Raw genomic sequence first — 22,075 nt, 5'->3', positions numbered from 1 at the left:
ACGGATCATCGATGCTTGGCGGGACGACTACAACGGCCACCGGCCCCACACGAGCCTCGGCGGCCTCACCCCGAACGAGGTCGCAACCCGGTCCAGACAGGACCACGACCAGAACGGACTCTGGTTATGAACGGGGGCAATCAGGGGGCAAGGTCACCGCCATTCCTCACGATGCCGCTCTTTGTCGGCATCGCAACCGCATCGAGCGCTGCTTCAACCGCCTCAAGCACTTCCGACGCTTCACCACCCGCTACGAGCGACGAACCATCCACTTCCTCGGCTTCACTCTCCTCGCCGCCGCCATGATCTGAATGACCTGAATGTCGATCCGGCTCTGGGCTGCCATTAGCTAATATAGTAATTGAGCTGGGTGAGCGGTCGGGCCGGGATGAGCTGCATGGATGCCAGCCAGTCGGCCAAGCTGTGCCGCGCACCGCGCGTTTCCGCGGCATCGCCATGAACGGTCACCGAGAAGGGCCGCGCGGCCAGATGTCGGGGGTAGCCCCAGCCGTCGAGCTCGATCTGCTTGGCGCGCTGCGCGTCCTTGCCACCCGCGCAGTTCAGGTCCGGGTTGCCGCCATCGGCGCAGACCAGCCGGTCCATCATCAGCTTGAGCGACGAGGACACCTGGTACCAGCTCATCGGCGTCACGATCATGACGCCGTGCGCCTCGACCCGCAGCGGATGGATCTCGTTCATCCAGGACCTGGGCTTGGCCCAGCGAATAGTTCGGGCAGCAGGACCAGGGCCAGTGGCAGAGCCGTGCCGCGGTGGAGAAGCAGGCCTCGCAGGGATGGATGTGCCGCCCGTACTCGGAGGCTGGGCGGCTGAGCTTGAGATGGGTAATCAGCACATCCGGTTCGGCATCGATGACCCCGGGCGCGATCTCGGCCAGCCGGAAGGACTTGGACATCTCGCTGGGACAGGTGTGCTCGCTGCGGGACGAGGCGCTGACCAGCAGGATGCGGCTGGGTCCCTCCTTTGCCTCGTGCCGTCGCTGTGCCGCGTGGATCGCTTCCCGGGCGTTCAGCCAGTCCACCGCCAGTTCGTAATCGGGATCGGCGAAGCCCGGGCCGGCCTTGTGCGTGTGCGGGCTCTTGCGCTGGTTCGCATAGGCGTCCCACGCGGCAGCAGCGACCCTGGCAAGCTCGGCGCGCAGCGGATCGTAGGCCGGATTCGGGAACTGGCTGAGAAAGCGCGCGATGAAGGTGGCTTCGTCGAGCCTCGGGCTGGGTGTGCCCTCGCGGGGCTCCTGAGCCTTCGTCGTCGTCGACCACTCCGCCTGAATCGCGCCTGCCGGCCAGGACCGCGCGACAGCGCCGCCGTCCCGGCTTCCTCATCCGGCCTTGGAAAGGAAGCTCACGCGTCCCGGCCGTGTACCTGGGCGGGAGGGGCCGTCGCCTCGACGGCCGTGAAGCTCTCCAGGATCCGGTAGGTGTGGCGGGCACCCCTGGGAACCAGCCAGGAGTCGCCTGTTTCCAGCCGGATCGTCTGGCCTTCCAGCTCCAGCTCGGCCCGGCCGCCGATCACGTAGCCCACCACCTCGTAGTCGCGGACGCTCAGGGGCTTGGCCTCCGACGGAGGCTCGTCCCGCCACAGGCGCATCGCCACCGACTTGCCCGATGCCAGGTAGACCTGGCCCTAGTCGCCCTTGGGCGAGCTGGCCGGGTTCGCCTTCTTGATCGTGGCATCGCCCATCTGTCTGCCTCCTTGTTCCGGTGGCGGTCGTGCCCGGCCCGCCGGCTCAGCTTCCGACGTTGAAGCTCGTACCGGAGGTCCGCCCGGCCGTGGGGCCGCTGGCGGGACCCTGCTCGGTACCCACCCTGAGGTTGTTCTGCACGTGGCTCACGCCTGAAACCGAGTCGGCCAGGTCCTCCGCCTGGCGCTTGTCCTCGCGGCGGCGCACGGTGCCGGTCAGGGTCACCTCGCCGTCGCTGACGTTCACCTCGATGTCCGAGGCGTCGAGGGAGGGATCCTCGGTGAGACGGTCGCTGACGTCCTCGCGGATCCGCTCGTCGGAGCGCCGGTAGCCGCGTGGTCCGCGCCCGCGATGCGGGCCCTCCTGCTCCTGCCGGGACGCGGCGGAGCCACGGGTCCCGGCATAGGGCTGGTAGTCCCGGTCATAGGCGAACGTGCCGTACTCGCGGCCATAGCCAATCCCGGCCGGCCGGGCCGGGCCGCGGTGCTCGTCGCCGGACGGGTAGCCCCGGCCCCGGTCGTCGCCGCCGCCGTAGCCGCTCTCCTGGCCGAAGTCACGGCCGCCCCGGTCCTCGCCGTAATAGCCATAGCCGCCGCGCTGCCCGCCGCCATAGCCCTGAGGATCTCGGCCGGCATCGCCGCCGCCCATGCCATGGCCGGACCTCGTCCGGTCGGGCCGGTCGTCCCGTTCGCGATCCCGGCCGGGCCCATGGCCATGCCCCTCGCGCCCGCCATAGGCGTTGCCGCCCTCGTCACGAGCCGGTTCCTCCCAGTCGCGGCGGGTGTTCTCGCGGCCGAACCCGTAGTCGCTGTAGCCAGCGCCCAAGGAGCGGCCGGGGCCCGCGAATGGGCCCGGGTCGGGGCGAACCGCGTCGTCGTCGCGCCGGTATCGTCCGTTGGCCATGGTCGATCTCCCCTTGCCGGGCCCGTCGTCGCCGGGTGGCTGTTCCGGCTGGCGACGGGCAGGCGAGCTGCACCTTGCCCGTCACAACCCCGGAACCGTGCTGCCGTTCCGGCCCCCGCGCCCGACCGGCTCCACGGCCGGGTGCGGGATCCGGCGTGGCGCTCAGGCCTGATAGGTGCCGACCAGTTCCGCCTCGCTCAGGATATGGGCGCGGGCCGCTTCCCACAGGTCGCCGGCATAGGGCTGGTCCGGAACGTCCAGCTTCGGCACGTCGAGGGCGGCCAGGCGGAAGCGGTAGTGATGGGGCGGGTCGCCGGCCGGCGGCTGCGGCCCGTCATAGCGGAGATTGCCGAAGTCGTTGAAGGCGTGCGGCAGGCTCTCGGTATTGGCGCCCGAGCTTCGGCCGGGCGCCAGATGGCGGCGGTCGCGCGGGATGTCGTAGACGGCCCAGTGCCGGAACGTCGGCGCCGAGGGAGCGTCCGGATCCTCCATGATCAGCACGAAGCTCTGGGTGCCTTCGGGCGGATCGCTCCAGTCGAGCTGGGGCGACAGGTTCTCCCCGTCCCGCGCGTGCTGGTCCGGGATCGGCGCGTTGTTCTGGAAGGCGGGGCTGGTCAGGGTGAAGGTCATGATCGTCTCCCAAGGCTGGCGCCGCCGCCCGGACCCGCCGCGGCGAAGGCGACGCGCGGCGGGACTGCGAGTCCAGGCGACCAGGAGGGCCCGGTGCGGCGCGACGGCGGAACGCCCCGTTCCCGGCTTCGGCACTGACCCTCGAGGGGGTGTGGAGCCGTGGGCAGCCGTCAGGCAGCAGTGCCGGCCGGCCGAAGGCGTTTCGTCCGAGGCTGGACGATCAATGCGGCCAGGTGCCCAGAGTTCCCGTCGGCCCCCGCGGGAGGTGCTGGCGATGGGGCCGGACCGGCGTGCGGCAGATGCGGCCGGCCCGGCAGCCGGCCGGTCCGTCAGCGGACGAACTGCTCCACGTAGCCCGAGCCCAGGCCCTGGGCCTCGAAGTGGCGCTGGGCCGCTTCCAGCTTGGTGAACACGTCCTCGTAGCCCAGCGCCTCGCCCTGCGGGTCGACATAGGAATAGCCGCCGGTGACGTGGAACAGGGTGATCATGCCCTCGGCATCCTCGGGCACCACCAGCGTGTGGGTCTCGCCCGGGGGCTCGAACACGTAGTCGCCTTCGCGGGCCACCCAGTCATGCTCCAGATAGTGCCAGGAGCCCTTCAGGGTGAAGGCGTGGACCGGGCCGAAATGGCGGTGGCGGGACAGGACCCCCGCTTTGCGGACCTTCAGGATGTTGACGTAGAAGCCCTGGGTGACGTTCAGGACCAAAGGCTTGAACCAGACGTCCTTGGCCTGGGGCACCCAGTGCGGGTCGTCCTCGGCAAGCGACAGGCCGCCGCCGAAGAAGATGTCGGGGACCATGCCGGCCGGCTGCGGACGCTGGTACGCGATCCGGCTCGGATCCATGCGGCGGACGGTAGGACCGCCGGACTTGGGCTGCGCCGGGCTGGCGGCATTCGACATGGGGCAGGGCTCCAGGGAAACGGAGGGGCCGGGCAAGCGTCGGTGCGCCCGGCCCCTTGGCTTTAGGGGTTGTTGAAGCGCGGTTCGGCGAACGCGGCGTTCTTGGGATAGATCGTCACGAGCTGGCCGTCCTGCCACTGCATCCCGTAATAGAAGGCGCGGGTGTTCTGGCCGTTCTCGTCGAACTTGACGCCGTAGCCGGTGGCGGTCTGCCCGATCGGCACGTCCATGGCGGCCACGGTCTCACGGATCGTGTCGGGCTCGAAGCCTTCGGCCTTGTCCAGCGCCTCCAGGATCGCGAGCGAGCCCGCATAGTTGACCAGCGAATGGCCGGAGCGCGGCGCCTGGTTGTACTTCTTCTGGTAGGCCGCGACGAACTCCTCGATGCCGGGGGCGGCCTCGGGGTTGATCTTGTATTGCGGGAAGTCGACGTCGAACACGCCGTCGATCAGGTCGTGGCCCACCGAATCCGCGGCCTGCTGCATCGAGTAGCCGCCGCCGGCACCCACGAATGCCTTGGGCTGGAAGCCGGCCTCGTGCGCCTGGCGCAGGAACAGGACGGTGTCGTTCAGGTAGGAGGTCTGGATGACCACGTCGACCTCGGCCTGCTGCAGGCCCAGGATGATCGAGGACATGTCGACCGTGCTGGCCGGGTAGGCGTGCTCCTGGACGACGTTCAGCCCGTGCTTCTGGGCGGCCTCCAGCTTGTACTTGCCGACCGAGGCGCCGAAGCTGCTGTCCTCGTAGAGGAGTGCGATCTTCAGCTCCTTCGGATCGACGCCCAGCTGCGGGGCCACCACCTCGCGGACCAGGTCGATGGTAGTCTCGCCGGTCTGGACCGCGGTGGGGTTGGTGCGGAACAGGTACTTGAAGCCGCGATTGGTGAGATCCGCGGTGACGGCACCCAGCTCGAAATAGGGAATGCCGGCCAGCTCGGCGACCTGGCTCGCCGCCATCGAGCGGCCGGAGGAGTAGGTGCCGAAGATCGCCGCCACCGATTCCACCGAGGTCAGCCGGCGCGCCTCGCCGATCGCCTGGTTGTTGTCGACCGCGTCGCCGCGGGCGAGCACGACCTGCTCGCCCTGGACGCCGCCGTTCGCGTTGATCTGCTCCACGGCCAGCTCCAGGCCGCGGAAGCTCTCCTCGCCGAGCAGCGCCAGCTCGCCGCTGAACGGGTAGAGTGCCCCGAACTTGACGTCCGCCCAGGCTGGCTGGGCTGCCAGGAGGGCAGCCCCGAGTGCGGCGAGGGCGGTGCCGTTCTTCCAGTTGATCATTGTTCGCCTCCCTGATCCAAATATCTGTCAGTAATCCAGGCGCTCGTTGGCCTCGAACATGGTGATCGGCGGATAGGCCTTCTGGTCGGTCACCACGTCGATCACGGTGGTCCGGTCCGCGGCCAGCGCCTCCTTCAGGGCCGGCAGGAACTGGTCCGGGCGCTCGACCCGCACGCCGTGGCAGCCGCAGGCCTTGGCGATCATGGCGTGGTCGACCGCCTGGAAGTCGCAGACGTCGCTGTAGCCATCGAACAGCACCTTCTCGGCATGCTTCTGGTAGCCGAGGATCTGGTTGTTCAGGACGATCAGCACGACCGGCAGGTTCATGCGCCGCGAGGTTTCCAGCTCCGACCAGACATGGGCGAAGCCGCCATCGCCGGCCAGGCAGATGACGGGAGCGTCCGGCCGGGCGGTCTTGGCACCCAGTGCGAAGGGCAGGCCCCAGCCCAGGCCCGCGATGCCGCGGGGCGTGATGAAGCGCGCACCGGCCTTCCGCGCGGTCAGGAAGTTGGCGACCCAGATCGAGGCGTAGCTGGCATCGGCCACCACGATCGATTCCGGGGTGAGCACCTGGTCCAGGTCGAGCATCAGCCGCTCGGGCCGGACCGGGGCGGCGTCCAGGTCGAGCGTGCGGGCGATGTCGGCCTGCCAGGCCTCGCGCCCGGCGGCGATCTTACGCTCCAGGGCGGGGCGGCCTTCCTGGCGAAGCGACAGGTCCTGGCTCTGCAGGGCGTGAGTGAGGGCGCGCAGGGTCAGCTTGGCATCGCCCACCAAGCGCATGGCCTCGTAGTTGCGGCCGACTTCCTGGCTGTCCACGTCCAGATGGATGTAGCGGGCGTTCGGATAGAGCTGCCAGCTGTCCGTGCCGTTCTGGTTGGTGCGGTTGCCGACCAGCAACACGACATCGGCCTCCTCCACCAGCGGGCGGAGATGCCGGGCGCGGCCGCGCAGGCCCATGAAATAGCCGACCGGGCCCACCGAGAGCGGGTGGGTCTCGGCGACCGTGCCCTTGCCCATGGCGGTGGTGGCGACCGGAAAGCCCAGTTCCTGCAGGGCGGTGAGCTCGGCCGTGGCATCCGAGGAATGGACGCCGCCACCGGCGATCACGAGCGGCGCCCTGGCCGCGGCCAGGACGGCGGCAGCCTCGGCGACCGCGGCCGGGTCGGCCACGGTACGGTCGAGCGGGTAGGTGCCGAGCGAGGCGATCCGCCGGCCTGTGCCGATCTTGGGCGTGTCGGTGAACAGGTCGACCGGGGCGATCAGCACGGCCGGGCCGGGGCGGCCCGATGCGGCGGCGGTGAACGCCATGTCGACATAGTCGTCGATCCGGTCGGCCTCGGAGACCCGGCGGATCCACTTGGCCACGCCCTTGAACAGGTCCAGATGGTCCAGTTCCTGGAAGGCGTTCTTGTCGGTCTGCTGGCGATGGACGTCCTGGACGATCGCGACCACCGGGATCGAGGCCTTGTAGGCCTCGGCGAGACCCGGGACGAGCAGGGTGGCGGCCGGGCCGTTCTGCCCGGTCACCACCGGCACCTTGTGCGAGACCCGGGCGAACGCGTCGGCCATGGCGGCACCCGCATTCTCGGTGCGGTAGCCGATCTGGCGGATGCCGAACTCCGGTGCGACCAGGAACAAAGCGGACGGGATGCTCTGGCCGAAGATCACCTCGACGCCGTGGCGCTTGAGTGCTGCGGCGAAGGTGTGGGCGCCGGACATGTTGGCGATGGAATGGCCCTGGCTGGGGGCGGCCTCGGTGGGCATGGCGCGTTCCTGCTGGTTCAGGTCAACATGAGTCCGCCGGCCACGTCGACGACCTGGCCGGTGATGAAGCTGGCCTCGTCGGAGGTCAGGTAGAGGGCGAGATCGGCGACCTCGTCGGGCCGGCCGAGGCGGCGCAGGGCGGTCATCTCGATCTGCACCCGGTTGATCTCGTCCGGCACGGTGCGAATGAGCGGCGTGTCGATCCGGCCGGGTGCGAGCGCATTGACGCGGATGCCGTAGGGCCCGAGCTCCGCGGCGGTGTGCTTGGTGAAGCCGATCAGCGCAGCCTTGGTCGCGGCGTAGTGGGCGCCGACCACGTTGGAGTAGGTCTTGCCGGCGATCGAGGACTGGTGGATCAGGACGCCGAAGCCCTTGTCCTTCATGGCCGGGGTGAGCAGCCGGGTCGTGTTGAAGCAGCCGGTCAGGTTGACGTCGACCACCCGGCGCCATTCGTCCGGCGGCATCTCGTAGACCTGGTGGGCCTTGCCGTTGTGCTTGGGCGAGATGCCGGCATTGTTGATGACGGTGTCGAACGTGCCGCCCAGCTCCGCCTGGAGCCGCTCCACGGCCTCGGCCAGGGCATCGTAGTCGGCGACGTCGAAGGCGGCCGACGCGGCTCGGCCGCCGGCTGCGCGGATCCGCTCGGCCACCGTTTCGGCACGGGCCGGGTCGACATCGGTGACGGCGACCTTGGCGGCGCGCCGGCCGAAGCCCTCGGCGATCGCGGCGCCGATGCCCTGGCCGGCCCCGGTGACCAGCACGATCCGGTCCCGGTGGCTCGGGCGGTTTTGCAAGTCTTCGCTCATCATGGCTCCTCAGATGCCGAGATAGGCCCGGCGGACATGATCGTTCTTCAGGAGGGCAGCGCCGGTGTCGGTCATGGTGATCTCGCCGTTCTCCAGCACGTAACCGCGGTCCGCGATGGAGAGGGTGTGGAACACGTTCTGCTCGACGATCAGCACGGTGACACCGGTGGCGACGATCTTGTCGATGGTCTCGAACACCTGCTTGACGATGATCGGCGCCAGACCCAGCGACGGCTCGTCGAACAGGAGCAGCTTGGGCTTCGCCATCAGGCCGCGGGCGATCGCGACCATCTGCTGCTCGCCGCCCGACAGGGAGCCGGCATGCTGGTCGAGCTTCTCCTTCACCCGCGGGAACAGCGAGAAGGCGAAGTCCAGCGTCTGGTCGACCTCGCCGCGCGCGCGCGGCGTGTAGGCGCCCATCAGCAGGTTCTCGCGCACCGTCATGTGCGGGAAGAGCTGACGGCCCTCGGGAATGAGGGTGATGCCGAGGTCGACCACCTCATGCGCGGGCAGGCGGCCGATGTCCTTGCCGTCGAAGGTGATGCTGCCCTCGGTCGGGCGGACCAGGCCCGCGATGGTGCGCAGCGTGGTGGTCTTGCCGGCACCGTTGGCGCCCACGATGGTCACGACCTCGCCCTGGTTCACCTCGATCGAGATGTTGTGGAGGATGGTGACGCGGCCATAGCCCGCGGAGACGCGCTCAAGCCGCAGCATGGACGAACTCCTCTCCCAGATAGGCCTCGATCACGGCCGGATCGCGCACCACGTCCTCCGGTTTGCCGTTGGCGAGCAGCCTCGCGGAGTTGAGCACGACCACCCGGTCGGAGAGCGCCATGATCGCCTGCATGACGTGCTCGATCGCGATCACGGTGACGCCGGCGTCGCGGATCTTCTCGATCAGCGTGATGGCCTGGCGGACATCCGTCTGGTTCAGGCCGGCCATGACCTCGTCGAGCAGCAGGATGCGCGGCTCGGTGGCCATCACCCGGGCGACCTCCAGGCGCTTCTGGCCGCCGATCGTGAGGTTGCGCGCCTCCATGTCGCGCTGCGCCCACAGGCCCATCCGCTCGGCGACCTCCAGCGCCTTCTCGCGCGCCTCCTTGCGGCTGGCATGGTGGTGGAAGGCGCCCACCATGATGTTCTCCAGCACGGTCATCGCCGCGAAGGGCTGGACGATCTGGAAGGTACGGCCGACGCCGATCCGGGCGTATTCGTGGGGTGAGGTCGGCGTGACCCACTGGCCGCTCCGGTCGCGCACCCGGACCACGCCCGAATCCGGCGGCAGGAAGCCGGAGAGCATGTTGAACAGGGTGGTCTTGCCGGCACCGTTCGGGCCGATGATGCCCAGCACCTCGCCCTGCTGGACGGAAAGGTCGAGGTCCTGGGCGACGCGCAGGCCGCCGAACGCCTTGTTGAGCTTCTCGGCGACCAGGATCGGCTCGCCGATGGCGCGGGTCTCCACGGGCTCGGCCGGGTCATGGACCAGGGCACCGGCCGAGGCCTGCAGGGCGCCGGGCTGGGCGGCGGCCTCGTCCGGGCGCGGGTGGGTCTTGCGGGTGAAGAAGCCCACCAGGCCGTCCGGCATGAACAGGACGATCAGCACCAGCACCGTGCCGTAGATGAAGCCGTGCAGGCCGATCGCCGAGGCACCCAGCCAGCCGCGGGCCAGCTCGGTCAGCGGGACCACCAGCAGCGTGCCGAGCAGCGGGCCCAGCACGGTGCCGATGCCGCCGATCAGGGCGAACATGGCGATCTGGATCGAGAGCGTCAGCGAGAACATCGCCTCCGGCTCGATGAAGGTCAGGTACATGCCGTGGAAGGTGCCGACCATCGAGGTCAAGGCGGCGGAGATCGCGACCGCCCAGAGGCGCACCTTCAGGCTGTCGATGCCGGCGGCCTGGGCGGCCGGCTCGCGCTCCCGGGTGGCGATCAGGTAGTAGCCGAACCGGCTGTGGCGGATCCAGCCGGCGACCAGCAGGGTGAGCAGCAGGAGGCCGAACGCGATCAGGAGCGAGGGCTCGCGCTCGCGGAAGATCATCCATTCCCAGCCGATCTGCAGCGGGACCATCAGGCCGACCGCACCACCGGTGATGCCCTTGAAGTGCAGGGCCAGCTGGAAGACGACCTCCAGGAAGGCGATGGTCGCCAACGCGAAGAACGGGCCGCGCAGGCGGAAGCACGGCACGCTGATCAGCACGGCCACGACCGCCGAGAGGGCGGCGCCGGCGAACATGCCGAACCAGGGCGAGATGCCGTAGGGCACCAGCAGCCCGGCCGTGTAGGCGCCCAGCCCATAGAAGATCGCATGGCCCAGCGAGAGCTGGCCGGCGAAGCCGCCCACGATGTTCCAGGCGGTCGAGAGGGCGCCGTAGAGGCAGATCGTGATGAAGATGTGGAACACGAAGTCGGACCGGACGCCCAGCGGGATCGCCAGGATGGCGGCCAGCAGGAGGGCCACCAGGATGGCGCTGCGCTTGTCCAGGCCGAAGGCGGCGAGCTTGCCGTCGTTCATGGTGGCACTCCTATTCCGAGCCGCGGCCGAGACCGAACAGGCCGGTCGGGCGGACCAGGAGGATCAGGATGAAGATCGCGAAGATCACCACTTCCTTCAGGTCGGGGGCGATGTAGTAGCCGCTGAGACTGTCCACGAGGCCGATGATGAGCGCGCCGATGAAGGCGCCGTGCAGGCTGCCCATGCCGCCCAGCACGACCACCACGAAGGCGGTCAGCACGAAATAGGTCCCGACCGTGGGGGAGACGGGGTACATCGGCGCCACCAGCGTCGCGGCCAGGCCCACGCAGGCCGCCCCGATGCCGAAGGTGATGATGTAGATCCGGTTGATGTCGATGCCCATGAGCTGGGCGGCGTGGCGGTGCTGGGCGGTCGCCCGGATCGCGCGGCCCAGATAGGTGCGCTGCAGGAAGACGTGCAGGCCCGCCACCACCAGGATGCCGGCCACGAACATCACGACATGGCCGGTCAGGATGCGGAACGGGCCGAGCGTCAGGGACGTGCGCGCGCCGTAGGCGGGGGTGGAGTGGATGTCGGCGCCGAACAGGAGCAGCGCCAGGTTGATCAGTGCGGTGGACAGGCCGACCGTGGCGAAGATCTGCACATGGTGGTCGCGCGCCTCCAGGAGCGGCTGGAGGATGAAGCGCTGGATCAGCACGCCCACCACGAACAGGAGCAGGACCACCGGCGGTGCCAGGGCATAGGGATGCACGCCCAGCTGGGTGGTGAGCAGGAAGGTCGCGTACATCCCGACCATCAGCAGCTCGCCATGGGCGAAGTTGACCAGTCGGATGATGCCGAAGATCAGGGTGAGGCCGACGCTGATGATGGCGAAGAGGCCACCCAGCATCAGGCCGTTGAGGACGAGCTGCCAGAAGACGGTCATGCCGGTTGCCTTGTTCCTGCGCCGGTCTTCACTCGGGCTTGGTCAGCCGGATTTCGGCCACGGCCGCTTCGGGCGGCCAGACGGTCACGAGCTTGCCGTCCTGCCACTGCATGCCCATCATGGTGGCCCGCTCGTTCTGGCCGTCCTCGCCGAACTTCACGCCCCAGCCTTCGGCCGTGCCGCCTTCCGGAATGTCGATGGCCTTCACCGCCGCGACGATCGCGTCCGGCTCCAGGGATTCCGCCTTGGCCAGCGCGTCGAGGATGACCTGGGCGCCCACATAGTTGACCAGCGAATGGCCGGAGCGGGGCGCCGAGCCGTACTTCGCCTGGTAGGCAGCCACGAACTCCTCGATGCCGGGTGCCGCCTCCGGGTTGATCGCGTACTGGGTCACGTCGGCATTGAAGGCGCCCTCGATGACGTCGGCGCCGACCGCCTGCGCCGTATCGACCAGGGAGTAGCCGCCACCCCCGCCGATCACGGCCTTGGGCTTGAAGCCCGCCTCGTGGGACTGGCGGAAGAACAGGACGCTGTCGTTCTGGTAGGAGGTCTGCAGGACGACATCGATCTCGTTCTGCTGCAGGCGCAGGATGGTGGAGGACAGGTCGACCGTGCTGGCGGGATAGGCCATGGTCTCGACGATGTTCAGGTTCGCCTCGGCGCCGAACTCGTTCTGGAAGCCCGCGACCGTGGTGCCGTAGAGGCTGTCCTCGTGGATGATCGCGATCTTCAGGGCGGACGGCTCGACGTCCAGGCGCGGCGCGATCACCTCGGTGATGAGCTCCACTGTCCGCGCTGCCATCGCCTTGGCGGTCGGATTGGTGCGGAACAGGTACTTGAAACCGCGGCCGGTAATGTCGTCGGACACCGCACCCAGCTCGAAATAGGGGATGCCGGCCAGTTCGGCGACCTGGCTCGCCACCTGGGAGCGGGACGAGGAATAGGTGCCGAAGATCGCCTTGACCTCCTCCACCGAGATCAGCCGGCGCGCTTCCGCGATCGCCTGGTTGTTGTCGACCGCGTCGCCGCGCAGGAACTGGACCTTCTCGCCGTTGATGCCGCCCTTGGCGTTGAACTCCTCGGCGGCGAGCTCGACGCCGCGCCAGCTCTCGTCGCCCAGCAGGGCCAGCTCGCCGCTGAACGGGAACAGGGCGCCGAGCTTGACGTCGGCCTGCGCGGTGCCGGCCAGGAGCCCCAGGGCGACCCCGGCGACGATGCCCAGTGCGGGGCGGATTCGTAGCGCCATTTCCTTGCTTCCCCAGATCGTTGGTCGATGCGACGGCAGTTCTTGCGGTTGGACGGTTACGGTTCCAGGATCACCTTGATCGCCTGCTTGCGCCGGGCGAGCTCGAAGCCTTCCAGTGCCGCCGAGAGTGGCAGGCGGTGCGAGATCATCTGGCCGAGCTGGTCGCCGTGGCGGGCCAGATGGTCCAGCACGTGCGGCCAGGCGGCGGCATGGCTGTCGTGGGCGGTGCGGAGCTGCTTCTTGTCCCGGACCAGCCGGGTCAGGTCGATCTGCAGCGGCTCGGAGTGGATGCCGGCCACCACCAGGATGCCGCTGGAGCGCAGCACGGCCAGGCCGTCATGGATCGAGCGGATCGCCCCGGTCGCCTCGATCACCCGGTCCACCGGGCGGCCGGCGATGCGCATGACCGCGTCCGCCAGCGTCTCCTCCTTCAGGTCGACCAGATGCTGCAGACCCATCCGACGGCCGCAGTCCAGCCGTAGCTGGTCCCCATAGCCGGCCAGGATCACCTTGTCGGCGCCCTGCTGCTGGGCCAGCCAGGCGATGCCCAGGCCGATCGGCCCTGGGCCCAGCACCAGCACGGCGTCGCCGGGTTCGATCGCGGCGACGTCGACGGCGTTCTGGCCGACAGCGAGCGGCTCGGCCATGGCCGCCAGTCGCAGGTCCAGGCCGTCGGGCAGGCGGATGCAGCTACCGGCCGGCACGATCACCTCGCGGGCGTAGCCGCCGTCCCGGTGCAGGCCGATGATCCGGCGCTCCTGGCAGTCCTGGCGCCGGCCGGATTGGCAGGCGTGACAGGTGCCGCAGCCGACGGTCGGCCAGACGGTGACCGGATCGCCTTCGGCCAGGCCGGTGACGCCCGGGCCCAACCTGGCAATCCGCCCGGCGAACTCGTGGCCCAGCGTGAGCGGCAGGTGCGGTACCATGAACTCGTAGCCGGGCGTCCACTCATAGGCGTGGATGTCCGAGCCGCACACACCCACCGCCGCCACCTCGACGATCACCTCGCCTGGGCCGGGCCCGGCCGGTGGCGGTACGTCCTGGAGGTGCAGCCCGAAGGCGGCTTCGGTCTTCTTCAGTGCAAGCATCATCAGTCCCGGAAGGTCATCGATCGGGCCGGGCGCGCGCCATCGGGCGGCCAGGCGCCGCGGTCGGCGGTCAGGCGGGGCTGGTGGCTGTTCTTGTCATGGCTCATTGCCTCCCTTAGGCTGTTATCTGTGATTTGTTATAACAAGTAACTGCATGGGAGGCGGTTGGATGTCAAGCCGGCCGCAGGCGGCGGAGGAAGCGGGGGAGCCCGGTGGCGCCGGATTCTCCCGCATCACCAAGGAAAGCCTGAGCGATCGTGCCTATCTGGAGATCCGCACCGCGCTGATGCGCAGCCGGCTGCGGCCGGGCCAGAAGCTACAGCTCCGGCCGCTCTCGGCGGAGCTGGGGCTGAGCGCCACTCCGGTCCGCGAGGCGCTGCTCCGGCTGGTCTCGGAGCAGGCCCTGGAATTGGACGAGCGCGGCACCGCCGTGGTGCCGCGGCTGGACCGCGCCCGGCTCCAGGAGGTGCGCGAGCTGCGTGCCGAGCTGGAGGGCAAGTCGGCCGCCCGCGCCGCGGAGGTCGCCGATCCCGTGGAGATCGCCCGGCTGGAAGAGGTCCATGCAGGCATTGCGACGGCCCTGGCTGGGGAGCGCTTCCAGCGCGCGGTGGAGCTGAACGAGCGGTTCCACCTGGAACTGTGCGCCATGGGCCGGTTGCCGATCCTCTACCAGTTCGTGACCTCGCTCTGGCTGCGCTGCGGGCCGATCCTCTCGCATCTCTACGATGACGGGGTGATGGAGTGGGACCCCCATCCGCATGTGCGGATCATCGAGGCGCTGCACCGGCGCGATTCCGAGGCGGCGCGGGCGGCGATGCGCCAGGACATCATCGAGGGCGGCAGCGGGCTCCTGCGCTATGTGGACGAAGCAGCGCCGCCTTGACGGAGGCTGCGGATTGCCGCCAAGGGCGTTGGTGAAACGATACAACAAGACGACAAGGGGAGGCGGCAGGCATGGAAGCGCTGCTGTTCAGGCAGATCGGCGAGGCGCAGGTCACGGAGGTCCCCGATCCGCAGCCCGGGCCGGGCAGCGTGCTCGTCCAGGTGGCCAATACCGGTGTGTGCCATACCGACATCGACATCCTGCACGGCCGCTACCTGTGCGCCTTCCCGGTGATCCCCGGCCACGAGATCGCCGGCACGGTGGTGGCGGTGGGCGAGGGGGTGCCGGGGACCCTGGCGGGTACCCGGGTCGCGGTCGATCCGCTCCTGCCCTGCGGCACCTGCCGTTCCTGTCGGGCCGGGCGGCCCAGCCTGTGCGCCGACCTGCAGGGCTATGGCGCCACGCGCGATGGCGGCTTCGCGCCGCTGATGGCGGTGGGGGCCAAGAACGTCCACCCGATCGGTGACCTGCCCTTCCATGTCGCGGCGCTGGCCGAGCCGTTCGCCTGCGTGATGCACGGGATCGACCGGGCCAATGTCGTGCCCGGCATGCGCGCCCTGGTATTCGGTGCGGGGCCGATCGGGCTGATGATGATGCTGGGCCTGCAGGCGCGCGGTGTCGCCGATGTCACGATGGTCGACCTGGAGCCGACCCGGCTGCGCCAGGCCGAGGCACTGGGTGCGGCGGCCACGGCGGACGGGGCCAATGTCCAGCCGGCCGGGCTCGCCGACGGCTTCGACCTGGTGGTCGACTGCACCGGCGTGGCCGAGGTCTGCGCCCGGATGCCGGCATTCGCCCGGGACGGCGCCACCATCCTGTTCTTCGGCGTCTGCCCGCCGGCGGCAACGGCGGCGTTCAGCCCCTACGAGATCTTCCGCCGCGAGCTGACCCTGATCGGCAGCCACTCGCTCTGCTTCAACCTGCCGGACGCGGTGGCGGTGCTGCAGGGGTTGGGCAGCAAGGCGGAGGCGCTGGTCTCCCATCGCCTGCCCCTGGCCGAGATCGCCCGGCAGCTCGCCCATCCGCTGAAGACCGGTACGATGAAGGTCCAGTACGACGCGGCGGCCTGAGGCCCTCGCGGTGCCTGGCCGGGCCGGGTCACCAGCCGGTCAGCTCGGCCCAGAACCGGCGGAAGGCCGCACGTGAGGAGTCGCGGGGGATGGCGAACACCTCGACCGGACCCTGCACCTCCTGACCCGGGCCGACCCTGGCACGGATCCCCCAGAAGCCGATGTCGGCATTGCCCTGCAGGCCGTAGCGCAGGTCGGTGGCCTCGACGAGCCTGCCGCCATTGCCGTCCGACTCCTCCCGCCAGAGCAGCTTGTCCATGGCGAACCAGCGGAACAGGGCGGCCTGCTCGGTGGCGGCCACGGCGGTGGTGGCGGCGGAGCGCTCCTGCGGGAAGCTCTGCCACGCGATCGGCTTGGGGTTGAGCACCGAATAGTAGCCGACATGGGCGGCGTCGGGGGTCAGCGCCACCACCCGGCGGTAGTAGGGCTGGAACAGGAGCGGATAGGCGTCGATCTCGGCGGGGCCGTCGAACTGTTCTGCGGCGATCTGCTGGATCCGGTCGTTGATCGCCCAGCCCATGCAGGAATAGATGCCGATGAACAGCAATGCCGCCCCGGCCACGTCCTGGGCCCGTGCCGACCGGGCGCGCAGGGAGCCGAACAGGAGGGCCACCACCAGGACCAGCGAATAGAGCGGGTCGATGATCGGCATCGCGTTGATCGCGAATCGGTGGTCGGTGAACGGCCAGAGCAGCTGGGTGCCGTAGCTGGTGAACAGGTCGATGAGCGGGTGGGTGAGCAGGGCCAGGATCGCCAGCCAGATCCAGGCGCGCAGCGTGTCGCGGTTCGCCACGTCCGGCCGTTCCTGGACCATCGCCCGGTGCAGGCGCCAGAACAGCCAGCCGAACAGCGGTCCCAGCAGCGGGCCGAACAGGAGCGAGTGGGTCAGGCTGCGGTGATACTGCCAGTTGGCGAACGGGCCGGCGACCCAGCCCACCACCACGTCCAGGTCCGGGACCATGCCGAGCAGGGCGCCGGCCACCATGGCCTTGCGGCCGAGTCGGCGGCGGAAGCCGGCCTGCGCCACCGTGGCGCCGAACAGCATCTGCGTGACCGTGTCCATCCAGGCTCCCTCTGCTTGGCCGGCATGGTGATAGCGAGGCTGGCGGGGCTGCGCCTAGTGGGCAGTCCTGCGGCTCGCTCCTCTCGCGGTTGATCGTGCCGGCAGGGCCGCCAAGTTTGTTGCCGTGGCCTGCCCTTCAAGAGGACCTGGATGCTCCTGACACCCCGCCGGACCCTGCTGGCGATGCTGCCGCCGGCCCTGGCCTTCGCCCGTCCGGCCCGTGCACTGCCGTCGCTGGAACCCGTCCGCGAGGCGATCCGCCAGCGGGCCGACGCGATCCCGCGCCTGCATGCGCTGATCGTGGCGCGGGCAGGGGAGATCGTGCTGGCGGAGCGGCTGCGTGGCCCGGCACTGGACCGGCCGGTCAACGTCAAGTCGGTGTCAAAAACGGTGCTGACCGCGCTGGCCGGGATCGCGATCGGCAAGGGCGTGCTCCAGGGTACCGATCAGAAGCTGGTGGACGTGCTGGGCGAGCTGGTCCCGGCCGAGGCCGACCCGCGGGTAGGGGAGATCACGATCAGCCACCTGCTCTCGATGCAGGCCGGGCTCGCCTCGACCTCGGGTGCGAATTACGGCGCCTGGGTGAACAGCCGGAACTGGGTCCGGCACGTCCTGACCCGGCCGTTCGCGACCGAGCCCGGCGGCTGGATGGTCTATTCCACCGGCACCTCGCATCTCCTGTCCGCGGCCCTCACCGTGGCCAGCGGCGAGAGCACGCTGAGCCTGGCGCGCTCCTGGCTGGGTCGGCCGCTCAGCATCACCATCCCGGCCTGGGACCGCGACCCGCAGGGCATCTATCTGGGCGGCAACAACATGGCGCTCTCGCCGCGCGCCCTGCTGGCGTTCGGCGAGCTCTACCGCAACGACGGCATGGCCGGCGGCGCGCGGGTCCTGCCGGAGGGCTGGGTGGCGCAGTCCTGGCAGGAGCGCACGATCTCCAACTGGACCGGCGACGGCTATGGCTATGGCTGGTTCAGCCGCGAGGTGAACGGCCACCCCGTCCGGTTCGCCTGGGGCTATGGCGGGCAGATGCTGTTCGTGGTGCCGGACCTGGCGCTGACCGTGGTGATGACCTCCGACCCGAGCCCCCGGCCGCGCGGCGACGGCCATGTGGATGCGCTGCACGATCTGCTGGACGAACTGATCCTGCCGGCGGCGACAGAGGTCGGGGAATGAGGCGAGGGCGGCTTGCCTCGCTGCCTGGCCGGCCTTATCCGCTGATCCAGGGAGGAAGCGGATCAGGTGAAGGCGGTGTTCACCCACAAGCCCGGCTCGATCTACGACGATCTTCCCGAGGAACGGTACCATTTCCCAGCGACCTACCGGCGGCAGGTCGAGGAAGCGGTCGGCGACTTCATCGTCTACTATGAACCGCGGCGGGGCGGATCGGGCAATGACGGCTATCGCGGCCGGCAGGCCTATGTGGCGACCGCGCGTGTGGTACGTCCGCCCGGATCCGCGCAGGCCGGATCATTTCTACGCCGCGATCCAGGACTACATCCCCTTCCCGAGCCCGGTCCCGTTCCGCGAGGGCGGGCAGTACCGCGAGCGCTTCCTGGTCCGCGCAGATGGGGCCACGAGCAAGGGTGCCTTCGGCCGGGCGGTGCGGGCCTTGCCCGACGCAGAGTACGAGGCGATCGTCGCGGCGGGCTTCGGCGACGACCTGCTGATCGCGGGGACGCCGGCAGAGCCGGGATACCAGGGGCTGGCGGAACCGCCCGCTTTGTTCCAGCGGCCGGTGGTGGAGCAGCTCACCAGCCGTCTGTTCCGCGACCGGGTCTTCGCCCGGAGCGTGCAGACGGCCTATGCGGGGACCTGCGCCTTCACCGATCTTCGGGTCGTCAATGGCGGCGGGCGCACCGAGGCGGAAGCGGCGCATATCCGCCCGGTTGCCGCGCATGGCCCGGATTCGGTGCGCAATGGGATCGCGCTGAGTGGCACCGTGCACTGGATGTTCGACCGCGGCCTCGTCTCGATCGCGCCGGACCATTCCATCCTGGTCGCGGGCAGCGGCGTGCCCGAGGCGGCGCTGCGCTGGTTCCGGCCGGACCGGCGGATCCGCCTGCCCAGTGATCCCCGGCAATGGCCGCATCCGGCCTTTCTCGACTGGCATCGACAGCAGGTCTTCAAGGGCTGACCATCCGCCGGTCCTGCTGCTGTGGAACCGGAATGCGGCAGGGCCGCTTCGGATTGTGCCAGGTTGGGGGGAAAGCAGGATGATCAAGGGACGGCACGCGGCTTCGCTGCTCGTGGGGCTGGCGCTGCTGGGATGTGCGCCGCTGCAGCGTGAGGAGGCGGCGCAGATCGCGGTGCCGGAGCCGGCGCGCGAGGTGGAGATCGAGCGCTACATGGGGCGCTGGTACGAGGTGGCGCGTTACGAGAATGAGTTCGAGACCGACTGCGAGGGTGTCACGGCCGACTACAGCCTCCGGCCGGACGGCAAGGTCCAGGTGGTCAACACCTGCCGCAAGGGTGCGGTAGACGGCGAGGTCGAGACCGCCGAGGGGACGGCCGAGGTGGTGCCCGGCTCCCGGGGTGCGAAGCTCGAGGTGAGCTTCTTCTGGCCGTTCGCCGGCGACTACTGGGTGCTGGACCGGGCGACCGACTATAGCTGGGCGATCGTCGGCGAGCCGGAGCGAGAGTATTTCTGGATCCTGAGCCGAGCGCCGGTGCCGGACCAGACCCTCATGGACGAGCTTCTGGCCCGGGCGGAGGAGCTGGGCTACGACCCGGACCGGATCCGGCTGGTGGCCCAGCCCCCGGCCGAGATCACGCCAGCCGAGCTCACGCCGCCCGGCTGACCGGCGGCTGGTCGGGGCCGAGCTCCGGCAGGGGGGCAGTCCAGCGCTCGATCTCGACCAGGCAGCTCTGCGCGCTCGGCGCCTGGCTCAGGCTGGACGCACCCTTGTCCAGGCTCAAGACGTTGGCGTTGCCGCGCAGGTCCAGGCCGAACGGGGTCTGCGGGTCGTACCAGGCGCCGGTCGCGAGCTGGACCACGCCCGGGATCAGGTCGGGTGTCACGATCACCCCGGCCAGGACCTGGCCACGCTCGTTCCAGATCCGCACGATGTCGCCGTCCGTCAGGCCGCGGGCCTGGGCGTCGGCCGGGGCCATGCGGACGGGCTCGCGGCCCTGGATCTTGCTCCTGCGACTGGCACCGGCGCCATCGAGCTGGGAATGGAGCCGGCCGGCCGGCTGGGGCGAGAGCAGGTGGAGCGGGAAGCGCTCGGCCCTGGGGCTGCCCAGCCATTCGACCGGCGCCAGCCAAGCCGGGTGGCCCGGGCAGTCCGGATAGCCGAAGCCGGCGATCTTCTCGGAGAACAGCTCGATCCGCCCGGAGGGGGTCTTGAGCGGCCGGCCTTCCGGGTCGGCGCGGAAGTCGGCGAACAGGACGTGGGGGTGGTCCGGTACCGGCAGGCGCACATGGCCGGCCTGCCAGAACATGTCGAAGTCGGGCAGGCTGTTGCTGCGGTCGCGGGCCCGGCCGCGCTCGTAGAGCAGGCGCAGCCAGTCCATCTCGTCTCGGCCTTCGGTGAAGGCCTGGGCGACCCCGGCGCGCTCGGCGAGACCGGTGAAGATCTGGAAATCGGAGCGCGCCTCGCCCACCGGCTCGATCGCCTGCTGCATCGCGATCAGGAAGTCGTCCTGGCGCGAGCCGCCGATGTCGTTGCGCTCCAGCGTGGTGGTGGCCGGCAGCACGATGTCGGCATGGCGCGCGGTGGCGGTCCAGTAACTCTCGTTGACCACCACGGTCTCGGGGCAGCGGAAGGCGCGGACCAGCCGGTTCAGGTCCTGGTGGTGGTGGAACGGATTGCCGCCGCACCAGTAGACCAGGCGGGTGTCGGGGTAGGTGCGGGTCTCGCCGTCATACTGGTAGGTGCCGCCCGGGTTCAGCAGCAGGTCGGAGATCCGCGCCAGCGGGATCCAGCTGTCGATCGGGTTGAGTCCTTGGGAATGGGTCGGCGGGCCGCTCGAGGGGCGCTTTTGGCCATTGCCGCCCATGGCGCTGTAGCCGAAGGCGAAGCCGCCGCCGGGCAGGCCGATCTGGCCCAGCATCGCCGCCAGCGCCACGGCCGCCCAGTAGGGCTGCTCGCCATGGTCGGCGCGCTGGAGGCCCCAGGCGAGGTTGATCATGGTCCGGGTGCCGGCCATGCGGCGGGCGAGGTCCCGGATCGTGGCGGCCGACAGGCCGGTGATCGCTTCTGCCCATTCCGGGGTCTTGGCGATGCCGTCGCTCTGGCCGGAGAGATAGGGCAGGAAGCGGTCGACGCCGGCGCAGTAGCGGTCGAGGAAGGCCCGGTCATGGCGGCCTTCGGCGACGAGCGTCTGGCACAGCGCCAGGATCAGGGCGGTGTCGGTGTTGGGCCGGAGCGGCAGCCAGTCGGCCTCCGTCCAGTCCGGCAGGTCGGCGCGGTGCGGGCCGATATTGACGAACTCGACGCCGGCCTGGCGCATCCGGCGCACCCAACTCTCGGTGGTGTGGTGGCCGATCCCACCGGGCTCGACCTGGGCGTTCTTGAGCGGCAGGCCGCCGAAGCAGACGAACAGCCTGGTGTTGGTGGCGAGGTCGTCCCAGCTCGACAAGGGCCCGCCCACCGGGGCCAGGCTGCCGACCACATGGGGCAGGATGGTGATGGCCGCAGCGTAGCTGTAGTTCTGGATGCTGACCGTGGAGCCGCCGGTCAGGTTCATGAAGCGCTGGAGCTGGCTCTTGGCGTGGTGGAACCGTCCGGCCGACGACCAGCCATAGGAGCCGGAATAGACCGAGGCGGGGCCGTGCTCGGCGCGTACCCTGGCCAGCTCCTCGGCCACTAGGTCCAGCGCCTGGTCCCAGCCGACCGGCACGAACCGCCCGGTGCCGCGGGTCTCCCGCGAGGCGCCGCGCCGCTTCAGCCAGTCCTCGCGCACCATGGGCTGGCGCACCCGGGCCGGGCCCTGCACCGCTTCGGGCAGGTTGGACAGGATCGGCGAGGGCGTGGGGTCGCCCTCGAACGGCAGGGCGTCGACCAGCCGGCCGTCCTCGACCACGGCATAGAAGGCACCCCAATGGGCGCAATGGGTGAAGCGGCCGCTACGACGCAAGGCAGGGGCTCCGGGCTGGCTGACGGGAAACGGGTGCCATCATCGCGGGGATCGGCCCGGTCGTCACGCGGTTCGTGGGGGAGCCCGGGCGGGAAGCGCAATATCCTGACGCAAGCAAGCCTTTGAATTTAAAAGGTCATTCCGCCCCTCGGGTTCGTTTGTGCAGATTCGCGTGTACGCATGAGATCCATCAGGCAGCGGGCACAGGTCGATCACGCAGTATAGCATTGAACGGGTAGCAGGGCAGCCATGCCGTGCGGCCGGGGA

General features: G+C 69.7%; 19 protein-coding genes and 2 pseudogenes. 6 read left to right on the top strand and 15 right to left on the bottom strand.

The genetic code is table 11. The annotated features are described in order from the left end of the window. Window positions 1-130: integrase core domain-containing protein (locus HLA95_RS05170; RefSeq protein ID WP_222182689.1), on the top strand; the 130-nt coding region annotated here is incomplete at its 5' end. A gap of 221 nt (window positions 131-351) precedes the next feature. On the opposite strand, the pseudogene HLA95_RS29060 reads toward HLA95_RS05170, so the two are convergent. The 13 genes and pseudogenes from HLA95_RS29060 to HLA95_RS05105 all read right to left on the bottom strand — a co-directional run. Then, window positions 352-1,288, bottom strand: a pseudogene (locus tag HLA95_RS29060) (NAD(P)H-dependent oxidoreductase); the annotation flags it as partial. A 71-nt stretch (window positions 1,289-1,359) separates the two neighbouring features. After that, a pseudogene (locus HLA95_RS05160) lies at window positions 1,360-1,698 on the bottom strand (cupin domain-containing protein). Window positions 1,699-1,744: 46 nt separating this feature from the next. Next, on the bottom strand, window positions 1,745-2,602 hold the full coding sequence (locus HLA95_RS05155; RefSeq protein WP_222182668.1) for a BON domain-containing protein: 858 nt from the start codon (window positions 2,600-2,602) through the stop codon (window positions 1,745-1,747). A gap of 162 nt (window positions 2,603-2,764) precedes the next feature. Next, window positions 2,765-3,232, bottom strand: a complete 468-nt coding sequence (locus HLA95_RS05150; RefSeq protein WP_191062599.1) for a YbhB/YbcL family Raf kinase inhibitor-like protein — start codon at window positions 3,230-3,232, stop codon at window positions 2,765-2,767. A 329-nt stretch (window positions 3,233-3,561) separates the two neighbouring features. Continuing rightward, window positions 3,562-4,134: a 2,4'-dihydroxyacetophenone dioxygenase family protein gene (locus HLA95_RS05145; RefSeq protein WP_222182667.1), complete on the bottom strand. Its 573-nt coding sequence runs from the start codon at window positions 4,132-4,134 to the stop codon at window positions 3,562-3,564. Window positions 4,135-4,196: 62 nt separating this feature from the next. Beyond that, window positions 4,197-5,408 carry an ABC transporter substrate-binding protein gene (locus tag HLA95_RS05140; protein ID WP_191060948.1) on the bottom strand — a complete coding sequence of 404 codons (1,212 nt, stop codon included), beginning with the start codon at window positions 5,406-5,408 and terminating at the stop codon, window positions 4,197-4,199. 27 nt (window positions 5,409-5,435) lie between these two features. Then, the gene (locus tag HLA95_RS05135; RefSeq protein ID WP_191060947.1) at window positions 5,436-7,172 is read right to left on the bottom strand and encodes an acetolactate synthase catalytic subunit; all 1,737 of its coding nucleotides are present in this window, start codon (window positions 7,170-7,172) and stop codon (window positions 5,436-5,438) included. 17 nt (window positions 7,173-7,189) lie between these two features. Further along, window positions 7,190-7,978, bottom strand: coding sequence for a 3-oxoacyl-ACP reductase FabG (gene fabG / locus HLA95_RS05130; RefSeq protein ID WP_222182666.1), 789 nt, complete (start codon window positions 7,976-7,978; stop codon window positions 7,190-7,192). 9 nt (window positions 7,979-7,987) lie between these two features. Beyond that, window positions 7,988-8,692 carry an ABC transporter ATP-binding protein gene (locus HLA95_RS05125; RefSeq protein WP_191060340.1) on the bottom strand — a complete coding sequence of 235 codons (705 nt, stop codon included), beginning with the start codon at window positions 8,690-8,692 and terminating at the stop codon, window positions 7,988-7,990. After that, on the bottom strand, window positions 8,679-10,490 hold the full coding sequence (locus HLA95_RS05120) for a branched-chain amino acid ABC transporter ATP-binding protein/permease (protein WP_191060341.1): 1,812 nt from the start codon (window positions 10,488-10,490) through the stop codon (window positions 8,679-8,681). Before HLA95_RS05120 ends, HLA95_RS05125 begins: the two co-directional genes overlap by 14 nt. Before the next feature lie 10 nt (window positions 10,491-10,500). Continuing rightward, window positions 10,501-11,376, bottom strand: coding sequence for a branched-chain amino acid ABC transporter permease (locus HLA95_RS05115; protein WP_191060342.1), 876 nt, complete (start codon window positions 11,374-11,376; stop codon window positions 10,501-10,503). A gap of 28 nt (window positions 11,377-11,404) precedes the next feature. Beyond that, window positions 11,405-12,622: an ABC transporter substrate-binding protein gene (locus HLA95_RS05110; protein WP_191060343.1), complete on the bottom strand. Its 1,218-nt coding sequence runs from the start codon at window positions 12,620-12,622 to the stop codon at window positions 11,405-11,407. A 56-nt stretch (window positions 12,623-12,678) separates the two neighbouring features. After that, window positions 12,679-13,710 (bottom strand): zinc-dependent alcohol dehydrogenase, encoded by a 1,032-nt coding sequence (locus tag HLA95_RS05105; RefSeq protein WP_191060345.1) that lies wholly within the window; start codon window positions 13,708-13,710, stop codon window positions 12,679-12,681. A gap of 169 nt (window positions 13,711-13,879) precedes the next feature. On the opposite strand from HLA95_RS05105, the gene HLA95_RS05100 reads away from it, so the two are divergent. Continuing rightward, entirely contained in the window at window positions 13,880-14,593 is a 714-nt protein-coding gene (locus HLA95_RS05100) for a GntR family transcriptional regulator (protein ID WP_222182665.1), read from the top strand. 71 nt (window positions 14,594-14,664) lie between these two features. Beyond that, window positions 14,665-15,663: a zinc-dependent alcohol dehydrogenase family protein gene (locus HLA95_RS05095; RefSeq protein WP_191059291.1), complete on the top strand. Its 999-nt coding sequence runs from the start codon at window positions 14,665-14,667 to the stop codon at window positions 15,661-15,663. Window positions 15,664-15,691: 28 nt separating this feature from the next. Here the strand turns inward: HLA95_RS05095 and HLA95_RS05090 are convergent, their stop codons facing one another. Then, window positions 15,692-16,726, bottom strand: a complete 1,035-nt coding sequence (locus HLA95_RS05090; protein WP_191059292.1) for a metal-dependent hydrolase — start codon at window positions 16,724-16,726, stop codon at window positions 15,692-15,694. A 150-nt stretch (window positions 16,727-16,876) separates the two neighbouring features. Here HLA95_RS05090 and HLA95_RS05085 point away from each other — a divergent pair, with 150 nt between their 5' ends. The 3 genes from HLA95_RS05085 to HLA95_RS05075 all read left to right on the top strand — a co-directional run bounded on the left by HLA95_RS05085 (window position 16,877) and on the right by HLA95_RS05075 (window position 19,527). Next, on the top strand, window positions 16,877-17,902 hold the full coding sequence (locus tag HLA95_RS05085) for a serine hydrolase domain-containing protein (RefSeq protein WP_223861476.1): 1,026 nt from the start codon (window positions 16,877-16,879) through the stop codon (window positions 17,900-17,902). Window positions 17,903-18,161: 259 nt separating this feature from the next. After that, complete coding sequence (locus HLA95_RS05080) at window positions 18,162-18,863, top strand: HNH endonuclease (protein ID WP_223861477.1); 702 nt, start codon at window positions 18,162-18,164, stop codon at window positions 18,861-18,863. A 79-nt stretch (window positions 18,864-18,942) separates the two neighbouring features. Further along, window positions 18,943-19,527 carry a lipocalin family protein gene (locus tag HLA95_RS05075; protein WP_191059293.1) on the top strand — a complete coding sequence of 195 codons (585 nt, stop codon included), beginning with the start codon at window positions 18,943-18,945 and terminating at the stop codon, window positions 19,525-19,527. Here the strand turns inward: HLA95_RS05075 and HLA95_RS05070 are convergent. After that, window positions 19,511-21,808, bottom strand: a complete 2,298-nt coding sequence (locus HLA95_RS05070; RefSeq protein WP_191059294.1) for a molybdopterin-dependent oxidoreductase — start codon at window positions 21,806-21,808, stop codon at window positions 19,511-19,513. The genes HLA95_RS05075 and HLA95_RS05070 overlap by 17 nt on opposite strands. Window positions 21,809-22,075 lie beyond the last annotated feature (267 nt).

The organism is Geminicoccus harenae (genome assembly GCF_019800005.1).
Classification (GTDB): Bacteria; Pseudomonadota; Alphaproteobacteria; order Geminicoccales; family Geminicoccaceae; genus Geminicoccus; species Geminicoccus harenae.
Note: the sequence above shows the minus strand (reverse complement) of the source record. Positions and strands in the feature narration are given on the sequence as shown.